Source organism: Thioalkalivibrio sp. ALJ7, from assembly GCF_000376865.1.
GTDB lineage: Bacteria > Pseudomonadota > Gammaproteobacteria > Ectothiorhodospirales > Ectothiorhodospiraceae > Thioalkalivibrio.
This window is the reverse complement of sequence record NZ_AQXQ01000007.1, coordinates 47015-62180: the sequence shown is the minus strand read 5'-3', so window position 1 is coordinate 62180 and position 15166 is coordinate 47015. Positions and strand designations below refer to the sequence as shown.

At 65.0% G+C, this 15166-nt stretch carries 15 protein-coding genes, 4 tRNA genes and 1 pseudogene; 12 read left to right on the top strand and 8 right to left on the bottom strand.

Going from position 1 to position 15166, the window contains the following annotated elements:
- Positions 1-8 precede the first annotated feature (8 nt).
- The 4 genes from alr to D002_RS0102325 are packed head-to-tail and all read left to right on the top strand — an operon-like array spanning position 9 to position 3384.
- Positions 9-1118, top strand: a complete 1110-nt coding sequence (gene alr, locus D002_RS0102340) for an alanine racemase (protein ID WP_018140301.1) — start codon at positions 9-11, stop codon at positions 1116-1118.
- 40 nt (positions 1119-1158) lie between these two features.
- Complete coding sequence (locus D002_RS0102335) at positions 1159-2364, top strand: O-succinylhomoserine sulfhydrylase (RefSeq protein ID WP_018140300.1); 1206 nt, start codon at positions 1159-1161, stop codon at positions 2362-2364.
- Between the two features lie 26 nt (positions 2365-2390).
- Positions 2391-2522: a hypothetical protein gene (locus D002_RS13880; protein ID WP_018140299.1), complete on the top strand. Its 132-nt coding sequence runs from the start codon at positions 2391-2393 to the stop codon at positions 2520-2522.
- A 19-nt stretch (positions 2523-2541) separates the two neighbouring features.
- Complete coding sequence (locus D002_RS0102325; protein WP_018140298.1) at positions 2542-3384, top strand: ferritin-like domain-containing protein; 843 nt, start codon at positions 2542-2544, stop codon at positions 3382-3384.
- A gap of 244 nt (positions 3385-3628) precedes the next feature.
- On the opposite strand, the pseudogene D002_RS13925 reads toward D002_RS0102325, so the two are convergent.
- The 3 genes and pseudogenes from D002_RS13925 to D002_RS0102315 form a co-directional block, all read right to left on the bottom strand.
- A pseudogene (locus tag D002_RS13925) lies at positions 3629-3836 on the bottom strand (hypothetical protein).
- 412 nt (positions 3837-4248) lie between these two features.
- A complete protein-coding gene (locus D002_RS0102320) occupies positions 4249-5004 on the bottom strand; it encodes a UDP-2,3-diacylglucosamine diphosphatase (RefSeq protein ID WP_018140297.1) in 756 nt (251 codons plus the stop codon).
- Positions 5005-5011: 7 nt separating this feature from the next.
- Positions 5012-5527 carry a peptidylprolyl isomerase gene (locus tag D002_RS0102315; RefSeq protein WP_026181454.1) on the bottom strand — a complete coding sequence of 172 codons (516 nt, stop codon included), beginning with the start codon at positions 5525-5527 and terminating at the stop codon, positions 5012-5014.
- 193 nt (positions 5528-5720) lie between these two features.
- Here D002_RS0102315 and gltX point away from each other — a divergent pair, with 193 nt between their 5' ends.
- Positions 5721-7154 (top strand): glutamate--tRNA ligase, encoded by a 1434-nt coding sequence (gltX, locus tag D002_RS0102310; RefSeq protein WP_026181453.1) that lies wholly within the window; start codon positions 5721-5723, stop codon positions 7152-7154.
- A 40-nt stretch (positions 7155-7194) separates the two neighbouring features.
- Here gltX and folD read toward each other — a convergent pair whose 3' ends face one another.
- Positions 7195-8058: a bifunctional methylenetetrahydrofolate dehydrogenase/methenyltetrahydrofolate cyclohydrolase FolD gene (gene folD / locus D002_RS0102305; RefSeq protein WP_018140294.1), complete on the bottom strand. Its 864-nt coding sequence runs from the start codon at positions 8056-8058 to the stop codon at positions 7195-7197.
- Positions 8059-8174: 116 nt separating this feature from the next.
- Positions 8175-9050 (bottom strand): GGDEF domain-containing protein, encoded by an 876-nt coding sequence (locus D002_RS0102300; protein ID WP_018140293.1) that lies wholly within the window; start codon positions 9048-9050, stop codon positions 8175-8177.
- Positions 9051-9220: 170 nt separating this feature from the next.
- Here D002_RS0102300 and D002_RS0102295 point away from each other — a divergent pair.
- The 5 genes from D002_RS0102295 to D002_RS0102275 all read left to right on the top strand — a co-directional run bounded on the left by D002_RS0102295 (position 9221) and on the right by D002_RS0102275 (position 10265).
- Positions 9221-9297 (top strand) — tRNA-Pro (locus D002_RS0102295).
- Between the two features lie 55 nt (positions 9298-9352).
- Positions 9353-9429 (top strand) — tRNA-Arg (locus D002_RS0102290).
- A gap of 41 nt (positions 9430-9470) precedes the next feature.
- A tRNA-His gene (locus D002_RS0102285) sits at positions 9471-9546 on the top strand.
- 19 nt (positions 9547-9565) lie between these two features.
- Positions 9566-9641 (top strand) — tRNA-Lys (locus D002_RS0102280).
- Positions 9642-9809: 168 nt separating this feature from the next.
- Complete coding sequence (locus D002_RS0102275; RefSeq protein ID WP_018140292.1) at positions 9810-10265, top strand: RT0821/Lpp0805 family surface protein; 456 nt, start codon at positions 9810-9812, stop codon at positions 10263-10265.
- A 119-nt stretch (positions 10266-10384) separates the two neighbouring features.
- On the opposite strand, the gene soxB is transcribed toward D002_RS0102275, so the two are convergent.
- The 3 genes from soxB to D002_RS0102260 all read right to left on the bottom strand — a co-directional run bounded on the left by soxB (position 10385) and on the right by D002_RS0102260 (position 14112).
- A complete protein-coding gene (gene soxB / locus D002_RS0102270; RefSeq protein ID WP_018140291.1) occupies positions 10385-12190 on the bottom strand; it encodes a thiosulfohydrolase SoxB in 1806 nt (601 codons plus the stop codon).
- Positions 12191-12302: 112 nt separating this feature from the next.
- Complete coding sequence (locus D002_RS0102265; protein WP_018140290.1) at positions 12303-13745, bottom strand: M48 family metalloprotease; 1443 nt, start codon at positions 13743-13745, stop codon at positions 12303-12305.
- Positions 13746-13800: 55 nt separating this feature from the next.
- Positions 13801-14112 (bottom strand): hypothetical protein, encoded by a 312-nt coding sequence (locus D002_RS0102260; RefSeq protein WP_018140289.1) that lies wholly within the window; start codon positions 14110-14112, stop codon positions 13801-13803.
- Positions 14113-14356: 244 nt separating this feature from the next.
- Between D002_RS0102260 and D002_RS0102255 the strand changes: the two genes are divergently transcribed.
- Together D002_RS0102255 and D002_RS0102250 are read left to right on the top strand one after the other, a co-directional pair.
- Positions 14357-14686, top strand: coding sequence for a rhodanese-like domain-containing protein (locus tag D002_RS0102255; protein WP_018140288.1), 330 nt, complete (start codon positions 14357-14359; stop codon positions 14684-14686).
- A 136-nt stretch (positions 14687-14822) separates the two neighbouring features.
- Entirely contained in the window at positions 14823-15053 is a 231-nt protein-coding gene (locus D002_RS0102250) for a sulfurtransferase TusA family protein (RefSeq protein ID WP_018140287.1), read from the top strand.
- Positions 15054-15166: the final 113 nt, after the last annotated feature.

Sequence of the window (15166 nt, the reverse complement as noted above, 5' to 3'; positions counted from 1 at the left end):
GGCACGGCGTGAGACGCGCGGCCACCATCCAGCTCCATCCCGATGCCCTCCGGCACAACCTGTCCGTGGCGCGCCACCTCGCGCCAGCGGTCCCGATGTGGTCCGTGGTCAAGGCCGAGGGTTACGGGCATGGCCTCACGTGGGCGGCCGAGGCCCTGGCGGAGGCCAGTGATGGTCTGGCGGTCTCCCAGGTCGGCGAGGCTCGTGTCCTGCGCAAGGCCGGCTACCCGGGGCCGCTGCTGGTGCTGCAGGGGCCAAGGGATGCAAGCGAACTTCAAGCCTGCACCGAGTTCAATCTCCAGCCTGTCGTACACGAGGGCGCCCAGCTGGACCTTCTCGAGACGGTGAGCGTGTCCCTTCCGGTGGTCTGGGTGAAGCTGAACACGGGTATGAACCGGCTCGGGTTTGCCCCCGATTTGGCAGAGCCCGTCGCCAGCCGACTCAAGGCTGCCGGCCATGGGGCCGACGGGCTGCACTGGATGACCCACCTGGCCTGTGCCGACGAGCCGGACCATCCACAGAACGCCCTTCAACTGACCGCCTTCCGAGGGGCCGTAGCCGGCCGCTCGGGGCAGGCGAGTGTGGCCAATTCAGCCGCATTGTTCGCCGGCTGGGGGCAGGGCGATGGGCTCGACCCGACGCTGCAGTGCTGGGCCCGTCCGGGCATCATGCTGTACGGCGCCCATCCCGCGACGGTGCCGACCGTCGAACCCCCGGAAGGTCCGGATGCCGATCTGCATCCCGCGATGACGGTGCAGGCACCCCTGGTCGCGACCCAGCCCCTGGAACCGGGTAGCACCGTTGGCTATGGGGCCACGTGGAGTGCCGAGCGCCCTGGGCGGGTCGGGATCGTCGCGATGGGCTATGCCGATGGTTATCCCCGTCATGCCCCGTCCGGTACGCCGGTATTGGTCAACGGCACTCTGTGCCCCCTGGTTGGGCGCGTGTCCATGGACATGCTCGCGGTGGACCTGACCGACTGCCCCTCGGCGGCGGTTGGAGATTGGGTGACCCTGTGGGGTCGGGGTCTGCCCGTAGAGCGGGTGGCGCGCGCGGCCGGCACCATCAGCTACGAGCTCCTGACGCGCGTCGCGGATCGCCTGCAGTTAATCGGCTGAGCCCGGTACACTGTGGTATTGCGCAGCTCAGGATGTCCCGATGACCGATTTTGACCCAAGTGACTTCAACCCCGGCGAGTACGACCCGCAGACCGTAGCCATCCGTTATGGCTATCAGCGCACGCCGGAGGGCGAGCACTCCGAGGCCATCTTCCCGACCTCCAGCTTCGTGTTTGGCTCGGCCGCGGAGGCCGCAGCCCGTTTTGGCGGCGAGAGCCCGGGCAACATCTACTCGCGCTTTACCAACCCCACCGTGCGCACCTTCCAGGATCGGCTGGCGGCACTGGAGGGGGGGGAGGCGTGCGTGGCCACCGCTTCGGGCATGTCCGCGATCCTCGCCACGATGATGGGGCTTCTGAAGGTCGGGGATCACGTGGTCTGTTCGCGCTCGGTGTTCGGTACCACCACGGTGCTGTTCAACAACTACCTCGGGCGCTTTGGGGTCGAGGTGACCTACGTCGAGCTGTCGAATCTCGAGGCCTGGGAAGCGGCCACGCAGCCAAACACGCGGCTGTACTTCTGCGAGACGCCGTCGAACCCGCTGGGCGAGGTGGTCGACATCGCCGCACTAGCCGAGATCGCGCATCGCCATGATGTCCTGCTGGCCGTGGACAACTGCTTTTGCACCCCGATCCTTCAGCGCCCGCTGGATCTCGGGGCTGACATCATCATCCACTCGGCGACCAAGTTCCTCGATGGCCAGGGCCGTTGCCTGGGCGGCGCGGTGGTCGGCGATGCCGAGCGCGTCGGCAAGGACGTCTACGGGTTCCTGCGCACCGCCGGACCAACGCTTTCACCGTTCAATGCCTGGGTCTTCCTGAAGGGGCTGGAGACCCTGGCCCTGCGCATGCGCGCCCACAGCGAGAATGCCCTGGCGCTGGCGCAATGGCTGCAGGCCCAGCCGGCGGTTACGGCTGTCCATTACCCGGGCCTGGAAAGCCACCCGCAGCATGCCATCGCCAAGCGCCAGCAAAGTGGCTTCGGCGGCGTGCTGAGCTTCGAGGTGGCGGGCGGACGCGAGGCCGCCTGGTCGGTCATCGATGCCACGCGCTTTCTCTCGATCACCGCGAATCTGGGTGATACCAAGACGACGATCACCCACCCGGCCACCACCACTCACGGCCGGGTGGACCCGGACAAGCGCGAGGCCCAGGGCATCACCGAAAGCCTGGTGCGTATCGCCGTCGGGCTCGAAGCCATCGCCGACATCCAGGGCGACCTGGCCCGTGGCCTGGACGCGCTCTGACGCGACGCCTTCAGGGTCATTCGGGGATGTCCAGTACCACCGCCGCGGTTGGCCTGCTGCACCTAATGATCGGCGTGATCGCGATGACCGCCAGCTCGCTCTCGGCCATCGGCAACTCCATCCCGCTGCGCCGCAGCATGCCGACCGGCGAGCGCTGAACGGGTATCCTTGGCCGCCATGAGCCAGCCGATCAACAATCCCGGGGGTCCCGATCTCTACCGTGCGGCCGAAATGGCGCTGCGCGAGTGCGATCCCGAGACCAAGTGCGAGCGTGTGCTGGGCCTGATGCAGGCCTGGTGGGCCGATGAGGGGGAGGCTGTCGCCAGCTCCGGTCCGGAGCGTATGGAGATACCCGGACGTCCGGAACGGCCGGTGCTGGTGCACCCGAAGGACCTGCCGCGGCGCGGATTGCACACGACGGCCGGGCGGGTGGCGCTGGTGCACGCGGTCGCGCATATCGAGTTCAACGCGATCAACCTGGCGCTGGATGCCGTCTATCGCTTTCGCGACATGCCGGCGCCGTTCGTCAGTGACTGGCTGCAGGTGGCGGTCGAGGAGGCGCGACATTTCCGCCTGTTGCGCGCGCGGCTCAACGAGTTGGGGGCGGACTACGGCGACCTGCCGGCCCACAACGGGCTGTGGGAGGCCGCACTTGCGACCGACCACGACGTGATGATCCGCATGGCCCTGGTGCCGCGCGTGCTGGAGGCGCGCGGGCTGGATGTGACCCCGGGCATGATCGAGCGCCTGACGGCGGCGGGCGACCACGCGACCGTGGCGCTTCTCGAGATCATCCAGCGCGAGGAGGTCGCCCACGTGGCGATCGGCACGCGCTGGTTCCGCGAGCTGGCCCATGCACGCGGGCTTGACCCCGAGCCGCTGTTCCTCGAGCTGCTGGCCGAGTACATGCCGGGCCGCGTACGCCCGCCCTTCGCCCACGAGGCGCGTCGTGCCGCCGGCTTCACCGATACCGAGATGGCGCAACTGGAGGCCCAGGCCGCCGTCGAAACGTCGTCCTAGAATCAAGCCGATTGGCTCTGCGCCGTTTTGTGGTCAGGCCTGGCAGTGGCTGGTCCTGGTTCGTCCTCCGGTGTTTACGTGCCTTCGGTCCACGTACTGCCGTGCGCTGACTCGCCAGCGCGCCCCGAGGTCCTTTCTTGCTTGCCCAAGAAAGGACCCAAAGAAGGGCACCCGGATTTCGCCCGGGAACCTTGCTCCAGGGCTCTCTGGCCGGCGGCGCTGAACTCGCTACGCTGCGCTTCGCTCAGACATCCAGCGCCTTCTTCCGGCCCGAGAACCCTTCCGCAAGGGGCTCCATACGGGAGGGGTAGGTCAAGACAGAAGGTATCCCAGCCCCACGACACCACGACGGGCATTGCCGTCCGAAAGCCCCCTGGCGCCCGCTACGCGGGCGCGGCACGCAACGGCCCAAGGCCGAGCGTGCCCAAGATGTACGAAGACCCAGTCTTTATCCACTGGCTATATCGCTGGGATAGCCGTTGTTTGGACCTGCCTCCCCGTTGTCGTCGCGCCGAGTGGAGAGGGTTTTCGCGGGGAAAAAGGCGCTGGATGTCTGAGCGAAGCCGCAGGCGCAGCGAGTTCAGCGCCGCCCGCGAAAAGCCTCGGAGCGAGGGAAACCCCGGCCCGCGCAGCGGGCCGGGGTCGCGGCAGTCGGGCGTGTTTCTTGGTGACTTCTTTGCACGAGCAAAGAAGTCACTCGGGGCGCGCTGGCGAGTCAGCGCTTGGCAGTATGTGGACCGGAGCCACCGTAAACACCGGATGCAGAACCAGGCCCAGTCACATCAAGGCAGGCGGTCGAACGAATCCGCCGGAAACACCGACGACGAACCGGAGCGAGCCGGGCAACAGCGCGAAGGAGGTGGTTCAGGCGTGCAGCAGGTGCGCGGGGTAGGGCGAGCCGTCCAGCTCGCGCAGGACGGGACCGGTCGCCGCGACCTCCAGATAGCCCGGGTGCTCGTCCCAGGCCGGGAGGACGCAGCGCTGGCGGGGCTGGCTGTCGACCGTCAGGTCGTGGATCGCGGGGCGGTGGGTGTGGCCATGGATCATCAGCGGGACATCGGCATCGCGGAAGGTGTCCGCCACGGCGCCGGCATTCACGTCCATGATCGCGTCGGCCTTCATCCGGCTGCTGTCACGGCTCGTGGCGCGCATGGACTCCGCCTGCCGTATGCGCTCCTCCAGTGGATGGGCCAGGAATCCGCGCTGCCATTCCCCGCTGCGCACCTGCTGGCGAAAGGCCATGTGCTCGGTGTCGTCGGTGCACAGGGAATCGCCATGCAGCAGCACGGCGGGCCCGCAGGGCAGGGCCGCATGCAGCGGCTCGGGCGCCAGCTGCATCCCGGCGCGCGCGGCATAGTCCGGGCCCACGAGAAAATCCCGGTTGCCATGGATGAAGGCCACCGGGATCTCGAGTGTCTGCAGGGCTTCGGCGAGTTGTTCGGCGGCCGGGAAGCCGGCGTCATCGCCGACCCAGTATTCGAACAGGTCGCCCAGGATGTAGAGCGCCGAGGCGTTGCGCACGGGCCCCTTAAGGAAGGCGAGCACGGCGTCCAGCAGAGGGCCGGGCTCGCGATCCAGGTGCAGGTCAGATATGACCAGTGCCGGTGCGTGGGCACCCACGGGTGAGTCAGTCCTCGACGCGCTTGACGCTTTCCATTACGACGGGTTCCTGGGGGACGTCCTGGTGCATTCCGGCGCGACCGGTTTGAACGCCCTCGATTTCGCGCACGACATCCATGCCTTCGGCGACCTTGCCGAACACGGCGTAGCCCCAGCCCTGGGCGTTTGGCGCGGTGTGGTTGAGGAAGTCGTTGTCGTTCACGTTGATGAAGAACTGCGCGGTCGCCGAGTGCGGATCCTGGGTGCGGGCCATGGAGATCGCACCGACCTCGTTCTTCAGGCCGTTGTCAGCCTCGTTGCGAATCGGCTCGCCGGAGGACTTCTGGTTCATGTCCTTGTCGAAGCCGCCGCCCTGGACCATGAAGCCGGGGATTACGCGATGGAAGATGGTGCCGTCGTAGAAGCCGTCATCCACATAGGAGAGGAAGTTGGCGACCGTTTCCGGGGCGGCGTCGGCATTCAGCTCCAGCACGATGCGGCCATGGTTGGTTTCGATTGCGACCTGCGGGTGGGTATCGGCCATGAGGGCTCCTGACAAAGAAAGGGTAACAAGCAGGGTGGCCAGCACGATGCCGAGGCGGATACGGATGCGCTGCATGGGGCTGACCTCCAGAGGAAAAACGATCGACAATGGTACCCGCCACCGACGGGGGCTGCCAGCGCACCGAACGTGCGTGGGGGCGAGGTGCTGGTGAGCATGCGGGCGCTCCGCTACCATGCGCGCGATGAGCAATATGAAGACTCGAACCCGTTTCGCCCCCAGCCCGACCGGCCTGCTGCACCTGGGCAATGTCCGCACGGCCCTGTTCAGTGCTCTGCTCGCCCGGTCCCGGGGCGGCCACTTTCTCTTGCGTATCGAGGATACCGACGCCGAGCGGTCGCGCGCGGAGTTCGTCGATGCCCTGCAGCGCGATTTACGCTGGCTGGGGCTGGACTGGGACGAAGGCTTTGGTGCCGGGGGCGATGCCGGCCCTTACGCCCAGTCCGAACGTGCGGATCTCTACGCCGGGTATTACCGGCAACTGATCGACGCCGAGCGCGCCTATCCCTGTTTCTGTTCGGCGGCGGAATTGGAGCGTGGGCGCAAGCGCATGCGGGCACAGGGTAAGCCGCCGCGGTATCCAGGAACCTGTGCGCGGCTGAGTCGGGAAGAGGCCGCCGCCCGCGAGGCCGAGGGCCAAAAGCCCACCCTGCGTTTTCGAGTTCCGCTGGGCCGGACCATTCGCTTCGAGGATGGGGTGCGCGGCCCGGTCAGCTTTCGTACGGACGAGATCGGGGACTTTGTGATCCGTCGTTCCGATGGGACTCCGGCCTTTTTCTTCTCCAACGCGATCGACGATGCCCTGATGGGGGTTACCGACGTGGTACGTGGTGAGGACCATATCGCCAACACCCCCCGGCAGATGCTGTTGCTGGAGGCGCTGGGGCTGGAGGCGCCGGCTTACCACCATTTGCCTCTGGTAATGGGACAGGACGGGGCGCCGCTGTCCAAGCGCAATGGCTCCGCCAGTGTCGAGGAGTTGCGGACGAAGGGCTACCTTCCGGTCGCGATACTGAATCATCTGGCCCGGCTGGGTCATCGCTACGAGAGCGAGGGACTGATGTCGGCGGAGGCCCTGGCCTCGGGGTTCAGTTCCGAGCGCATCGGCCACAGCGCGGCGCGCCATGATCCGCAGCAGCTGGACCACTGGCAGTCGGAGGCCTTGCGGGAACTGACAGATGCCGAGATGCAGACGTACCTGGAAGAGGCCGGGGTTCTGGAAGTGGTCGCGGCCGAGCAGCGGCCTGTACTGGCGCGCTTGCTGCGGGATAACATCACCCGCGCCGAGGAGGCCCCGTTGTGGGTTGCCGCGTTTGCGGACGATCCGGTCCCTTACAGCGACAGTGCTCGAGCGGAGCTGGCGGATGCCGGGGAGGCTTTCTTCCGCGCGGCCTTGGAGGCACTGGACGCGGCGGAGGAGTTTCCGTCCCTGGCCAAGGCCGTGGGGCAGGCCACGGAACGTAAGGGGCGCAAGCTGTTCATGCCGCTGCGGGCCGCGCTGTCGGGCCAGACTTTTGGGCCTGAGCTGCCGCGGATCTGGGAGTATCTGGGACGTGAGCGGGTTCGGGCCCGCCTGCAGCAGGCCGCGGAGGCCGCCGCAGAGGTGTAAACCGGCCGGGCTTGAACGGAGTGGGCGTTGCGGGCCGCGGTTACGCGGCCTCGTGGGTCCCGAAGGCGCGGGCGCGCAGGGTGTTGTCCAGTAGCATGGCCACAGTCATGGGCCCCACGCCGCCCGGCACGGGCGTGATCCACGCGGCCTTTTCCGCCGCGGCATCGAATTCCACGTCGCCCGTCAGCGTGCCGTCGTCCCGGCGGTTGATGCCGATGTCGATCACCGTGGCACCTTCCTTGATCCAGTCCCCCTTGACCAGCCCCGGTTTGCCCACGGCCGCCACGATGATGTCGGACTGCCGGGCAATAGCCGCCGTGTCCGGGGTGAAGCGGTGGCAGATGGTCGGCGTGGCGCCAGCGAGCAACAGCTCGAGCGCCATGGGGCGGCCGACGATGTTGGAGGCCCCGATCACGCAGGCGGTACGCCCCTTGAACGGTTCCTCGATATGTCGCAGTAGCTGGATCACGCCCCAGGGTGTGCAGGGGCGCAGGCGCGGCACACGGGCGACCAGACGGCCGACGTTGTACGGATGGAAGCCGTCTACGTCCTTGGCCGGGGAGATGCGCTCGATCACCGTCTCGGGATCGATGTGATCCGGCAGTGGAAGCTGGACCAGGATGCCGTCGATGGTGCGGTCGGCATTGAGCTGGTCGATCAGCGCCAGCAGGTCGGTTTGGGGCGTGCCGGCGGGCAGGTCGTAGGAGTGCGAGACGACACCCACCTGTTCGCAGGCCTTGCGCTTGTTGCGCACGTAGACCTCGGAGGCCGGGTTGGTCCCGACCAGAACCACCGCTAGACCCGGCGGCCGCAGATCCCGCGCCGTCATGGATTCGATCTCGGTCGCGATACGGGCGCGATGGGTCTGGCCAATTGCGCGTCCGTCGATGATCTGGGCCGTCATGGGGTCTCGCCTTGGAAGGAATGCCCGCGATCTTCCCACGCCAGGGGCGGGTGCTCAAGCCGGGGTGGGCGGACAATCGTTCCCGGCGCGGGTGACTGCGGAGCCGTCCAGTTGGCCTACAGGGCGGCCGAAAGACCTGAAGCGGCGGGGCTGGCCTCGCAGCGGTTGCGGCCGTCCTGCTTGGCGCGATAGAGCGCGTCGTCAGCGCGTCCAATCAGGGTCTCGCCGGTATCTCGGGATTGTGGGTGCGTGTCCAGGGTGGCAATGCCGGCGCTGACGGTCACGGTCAGCTCGTCCGGTGCGCAGGGCGGAGCGGCCTGGTGTCCGGCCAGGGTGATCGGGGTGCTGGAGATGGCGTCGCGAAGCTTCTCGCCCAGAGTCAACGCGGCATCAAGGTCGGTATGGGGCGCAATAACAACGAACTCCTCGCCACCGAAGCGCGCAGGGAGGTCGGAGCGCCGCAATACCTTCTGTAGACGCTGGGCGATGGTGGTCAGGATGTAATCGCCCACGAGGTGCCCGAGGCGGTCATTAATCACTTTGAATCCGTCGATGTCCAGCATCACCGCCGATAGAGGCTGCTCATAACGGCGCGCACGGGAGACTTCCTCCTCTAGACGGCGATCCATGTGTCGGCGATTGAATAAGCCGGTCAGTGGGTCGGTAATGGATTCGTGTTCCAGGCGCGTGATGTGCCGAATTTTTTCCACCGAGCTGTGGGTCAGCGCCACCACGGTGCAGACGAAGCAGCCGCCCAGGAGAAAGATCGCAGGGACAAGTAGATCCGGAAGGCCCTGATATAGGCCCCAGTTCAGCGGGATATAGCCGAAGTAGCCCAGCGCAAACACTGGGACTAAGAAGAACATCATCTTCCAGCCGGTCCGGACTCGGCTTTCGGGGAGTTCGCGCAATAGCAGGGCGAGCTTCCACTGAGCATAAAGGAGACCCACAGCCCCTAGTACGATGGCCGTGTTGGCGACCCAGTTGAGCATCCATGTCCTCCTTGACGAGAGCCACGCGCGCGATCTGCGAACAGTACCACGAGCGTACGGCGAGTGGGCTTGACCCGGGGCGCAATTTCGCGTTTCACCTTGACCGGGAGCCGTCAGCGGGGCTAACATTCGGCGCTCGCTGTGTAGGCCCTTTAGTGGGGACGGCTCAACGGGGTATAGCGCAGTCTGGTAGCGCGCCTGCTTTGGGAGCAGGATGTCGGGGGTTCGAATCCCTCTACCCCGACCATGGCTCCCGAGCAACGCTCGAACCAGGTGCCATGGCCCTAATGCTCGGCGGTAACGCGCTCGTAGCTCAACCGGATAGAGCATCGGCCTTCTAAGCCGACGGTTGCAGGTTCGAGTCCTGCCGGGCGCGCCATAGCCCGTGCTCCGAACAAGTGCCTGAACAGTGACACGGTGGTGACCGTAGCTCAGTTGGTAGAGTCCCGGATTGTGACTCCGGTTGTCGTGGGTTCGAGTCCCATCGGTCACCCCATCCCCCTTTTCTGTACCGGGGGCCGTTAGCTCAATTGGTAGAGCAGTGGACTCTTAATCCATTGGTTGTAGGTTCGATTCCTACACGGCCCACCATTTTCTATTCGTTAATCCTGCCTGGGTGCCCTGCTTTTGCTGTGGGCGTCTTTCTGCATCGTGCCCGATCCCTCCGTGCGTCTCTTCCTTCACCTGCCGTTCATACGTGCGGGCATAAGCTGTTGCGTGTTTTCGATCAAGACGGTTGTGTCCGTCAGGAGGTTTGAAATGGCAGGCAGAATCCTGATGACGCTGGTGCTGGCGGGTGCGGTGGCTCTTCTGGCGGGGTGTCAGACGATCAGCAAGCAGCAGACCGGGGCCCTGATCGGCGGGGCGGCCGGTGGCGCGATTGGTAGCCAGATTGGCGGTGGGCGCGGACGGACTGCGGCGATCATCGCCGGTACGCTGGCCGGCGCTGCGGTCGGTGGCTCGGTCGGGCGCAGCATGGATGATGTCGACCGGATGCGCGTCTCGCGTACGCTGGAGACGGTCCCGGATCGCCAGAGTTCGACCTGGCGTAATCCGAATACCGGGCATCAGTACCAGGCCACGCCCACCCGGACCTATCGCTCCTCCGGACAGGATTGCCGTGAGTACCAGGTCGAGGCCACGATGGACGGATATCCCGAGACCATCACGGGTACCGCCTGCCGTGATGCGAGTGGACGCTGGGTGAACGTTTGATCAGCGTCTGATTGAAGACCGAACCTGGCTGCGGTTCTCGTGACGCGGCCACAAAAAAGCCCCGCATTGCGGGGCTTTTGCGTTCCGGGCGGACCCGGAAGGGTGGTGCTATCCGCTGATTAGGACTTGCGGTACATGTCCTCGGTGGTCGGGACGTAGCCAAGATTGTCCTCGCTAATACCCTTGACCTTCGGCTCATTGAGGTCGCTGATGCGGACGCTGTCCTTGGACCGGAGGTAGTCCGCAACGCTGTCCCAGATGTCGGCGCCGGTGCCGCCCGCGGGCTCGCGCTGAACGCTCGCCCAGCCGACCACGACGTATTCCTTGTCGGGATCGATCTTCTTGCCGTCCAGCTCCATCTCGGAGATGCGGTTACCGATCTCGGCCTCGGGCTCGATGGCGTACTTCAGGCCCCCCACACGCACCATGTCACCGCCTTGCTGGTAGAACGGGTCGGCGTTGTACAGGTTGTCGGCCACGTCTTCCAGGATGTCCTTGATCTGGGAGCCGGTCATCGCGTTGCGTGTGGTCTCCGGGTAGGTCAGGCCGGTTTGGTCCATGATGTGCTCGAAGGTGATCGGCATGCCCGGCAGCACGGTCGTACCCCAGCGGAAGCCCGGGGAGAATGCGATCTGGGCGTCGTGGACGTCCATCAGGGCATCGCAGATCAGCTGGTCGAAGGTGCCGTTGAAGTTGCCGCGACGGAACAGCAGGTCCTCGGCAACCGCCAGTTCTTCCGACAGCTTCTCCTCCATGTTGAAGGTCTCGCCGTTGTATCGGACTTCGCTGTTGCGCATGTTGTGGATGTACGTCGCCATGCCCGGGTCTTCCCGCAGCAGTTCGGAAAACACCGGGACCAGGCGGTATTCCCAGTCTTTGATCTCGCCGTCGCGGAAGTCGAAGTCCAGCACGCCGACGAACTTGGCGTTGGAGCCGGCGTTAGTGACCAGGCAAGTCCCGCCGTCGGGGCGATCCACGGGCAGCGGCTGCGGGACGGCGTCGTGCGTGTGGCCGCCCATAATGGCGTCCAGACCCTCGACCATGCCGGCCATCTTGATGTCCACGTCCATGCCGTTGTGCGACAGGGCGACCACGATCTCGGCGCCCTCGGCACGGGCCGCGGTGACCTGCTCCTGCATGTCGTCCGGACGGATGCCGAAGGACCACTGCTCGACCATCCAGCGCGGGTTGGCAATCGGGGTGTAGGGGAAGGCCTGGCCGATCACGGCGACGTTGACGCCGTTCAGCTCGCGGATCACGTAGGGTTTGAAGACGCGATCACCCCAGTCCACATCGCGCACGTTCTGAGCGACGAAGTCGATCCCGGCATTGGCGAAGTCACCATTGACGACCTCTTCGACACGGTCGGCGCCGTAGGTGAACTCCCAGTGGCCGGTCATGATGTCGATGCCCAGCATTTTCTGTGCATCGACCATGTCTTGCGCGTTGGTCCACAGCGCGGAACCGGAACCGCCGCCCCAGGTGTCGCCGCCGTCCAGCAGTAGCGAGTTGGGGCGCGAGTCACGCAGCTTCTTGATCAGGGTCATCAGGTGTGCAAAACCACCCACCCGCCCGTATTGTTCGGCGGCTTCCATGAAGTTCAGATTGGTGAAGGCGTGCGCGTAGATGCTGTCGCGCTCGATATCGTAGTGCTTGAGGAAGTGCTCACTAACGATATGGGGCGGACGGTTGCGCATATCGGCCACGCCGAGATTCACGTTCGGCTCGCGGAAATAGATTGGTTTCAACTGAGCGTGGCAGTCGGTGTAATGCAGCAGATGCACATTCCCGAAGCGATCCAGAGTGTCGTAGGGGTCGCCCGCAGTACCGGCCTTATTGTTGCTGCAGGCAGCTGTGGCCAGGGGGAAACCAGCGGCGCTGGCGGCGGCCAGCAACTGCATGAATTCTCGACGTGAGATGTGCATGAGGAAGACTACCTCTCTATTCCGGATTGATCGTCGGTGGGTTTGAAGCCGTAATCTTGGCGCTGCTTAAGACGGACCGCCACACGGGAACATTCCCGGGGACGGGTATTTTTTATCTTCTTCCTTCACGCGCGTCGCGTGCGGTCTCGCGGGCCGAATTGCGCTTGTGCTCAATCCGCTGACGGTCGCGCTCGCTGGCGTCCGAGGCATCCATGGCGGCTTCGAACTGGCGTACAGCCTCTTCGTACTGTGCGCGGTGGAAGAAGTATTCGGCCATGGCCTCGCGGCTGATCGCAATATACCCCGCTGCGTCCGCAATGTCGGCTTGCAGGCGCAGGAGCTCGGGATTGGGGGCAGACTCCTGTCGGATCATGTCGGACAGGAGGCGGATCGCGCGGTCGGATTGGTCCAGATCCCGATGAACCCGCGCCAGTTGCTCTCGAATGACCGGGTGGCCGGGGTATACCGCATCCAGATCCTGAAGCCGTTCGAGTGCGTCATTGTGTTCGCTCTCCGCGCGAAGCACGGCGATGAAGGCCAGCTCCAGGGTCAGGCTTGGGGCTTCCGAGGCCTCAATGCGTTCCAGTTGTTCGCGGGCTGCGCCGGGGTCGCCGCGTTCCAGAAACGCCACCGCCGCCCCATAGCGTTGAGCTGCGGAGGGCTCGCTCGTCGCGCGGAAACGTTCCAGCGCGCGCCGGGGATCTTTCAGGGCCTTCATGCGCGCCTGCATCCAGCTAAATTCGGGGCCCCGATCACGGGTGTCGCTGGCTGCCATCTGGCTGGCGCGGTTGCGGGCATCGGTGATCCGGTCAAGGGTGACCGGGTGGGTGCGCAGATATTCGGGTACCTGGGTCCCGACACCGCGGGAGAGCTCCTGCAGGCGTTCGAAGAAATCGGCCATGGCGTGGGGGTCGAAGCCGGTACCCTGCAAAATCTGCATCCCTGCACGGTCGGCTTCGGCTTCGTTCGCGCGGGTGAAGTTGATCTGTTGCTGGATGCCGCCGGCGACCCCGCCGGTGATGACCGCGGAGCCCAGCGTGGGGTCTACCGCGGAGGCAAGAATGCCGGCGAGGATCGCGAGCCCGGTGGTGAAGTTAATATCGCGTCCGCGCGCGAACATGCGTGCGAGGTGACGTTGGGTGACGTGGGCAATCTCGTGCGCAAGAACGGCCGCCAGTTCCGCCTCGTCGCGGACTTCTAGCATCAGGCCTGCATGCACGCCAATAATGCCGCCGGGCATGGCGAAGGCGTTGACCTGGCTGTTGTCGATCGTCAGGAAATAGAAGGGGCCATCGGCATTGGCTGCATTGGTCAGCAGCTGCCGCCCGAGCGAGTCGATATAGAACACGATCTCGGGATCGGTCACCAACGGGGCGGTGCGGCGGACCTCGCGTAACAGCGAACGGCCGAGTTCGCGTTCTTCCGCAGGGGTGAGGACCCCACCGGAGGCCTCGCCAAGATCGGGCAGGGAGACCCCGCTACCCTGGGCAGGCCCAGTGCCTACACTGGCAAAGACCAGGAATGCGGCGAGGAAAAACCAGACAAAGGAGGGCATGCCGCAGGGGCTGGCGGGCGCCAGCCCCCGTCTGCGGACATGCCGGGAGGGGCTCTTACTTGCCAAGCCCCGGAGCCGACGAATAGGTGCGCATGCTGTCACGGGTTTCCCACAGCTTCGGCTTGAGCATCGCAGCCGGGATCATGAACTTCTTGCGATCCAGCACCTTGTGGGTGCGGACCTTCTTGATGACGTCTTCGTAGCCCAGCTTGAACAGCAGGCCAACGTCACCGCCGGAGGTCCGGCGCACGATCATGTAGCCGTCCTGCATGTCGTGCACGTAGATGTTGGCCGGGCGCAGCTTGCCATTTTCGTCTTTCAGCGTGACGGCGTAGTGGCCGTCCACTTCGAATTCGCTCTTGTCCACCGGGGTATCCTCCGCGAAGCAATGAAGCTGACATTATGCATCAGCGTTTTCTAAAGCGGGGGGGACGATAGCAGAACTTTTAGCCGTGGGCGACCACCCACCCACCGCTTGTCCGGTTGGGGAAACCCGGATTTGCATTTCCGCTGGGTTTCGCTATGCTCCGCGCCCACTCCTCCGTGAGTCCGTTCAAATTGTGACGCTCGCGCTGAGAGTTCGGTTCCCTGTAACGACCCCGGAGCACAGTGTGTACGGATTTACCGAGATCACCCCGGATGAACTGGAGCAGTGGCGCAACGAAGGCAAGGCGTTTCGCCTGATCGACGTGCGCTCCCCCGGTGAGACCGGGCGCGGCGTGATCCCCGGGGCGGAACTGGTACCGCTGGTCACTTTGCCGATGCGTAAGGATGAGCTGTCCGGTACCGATACGCCTCTGGTGATTTACTGCCAGAGTGGAGCACGTTCAGCCCAGGCCTGTGCCTTTCTCGCGCAACAGGGTATTGAGGACGCGAGCAGCCTGCGTGGTGGCATTGTGGGCTGGGCCCAGACCGGCAAACCGGTGGTAAGTCCGGATTAGAATTCGGTTGTATTCCGATGCCGATTCGCCTATAAGGGGGAATTCGGTTGGTGACTGTTCGGTAGTGGCTGCCGTACCCAAGGCCCAATCCGGACCGCAGTACCCGCTGATAAATCGCACTCAAAGGAGAGAAACGATGGCCAACTTTGATCAAGAACTCGATGCTTCCGGCCTGAACTGCCCCCTGCCCATCCTGCGCGCCAAGAAGGCGCTCGCCGCGATGGACGCCGGTCAGGTGCTGCACATCATCGCCACCGACCCGGGCGCCGTGAAGGACTTCCAGGCCTTCTCCAAGCAGACCGGTAACGAGCTGATGGAGCATAAGGAAGAAGGCGGCAAGTTCTACTTCCTCGTGAAGAAGGGCTAAGGCGTTTCAAGCGCTTGATTCGGGGCGGCAATCCGCAAGGGTTGTCGCCCCGAATCCTGAATAACGACGGTTGCCATGCGGTAACTGGATTGGTGCCTGGACGAGGTCTAGGC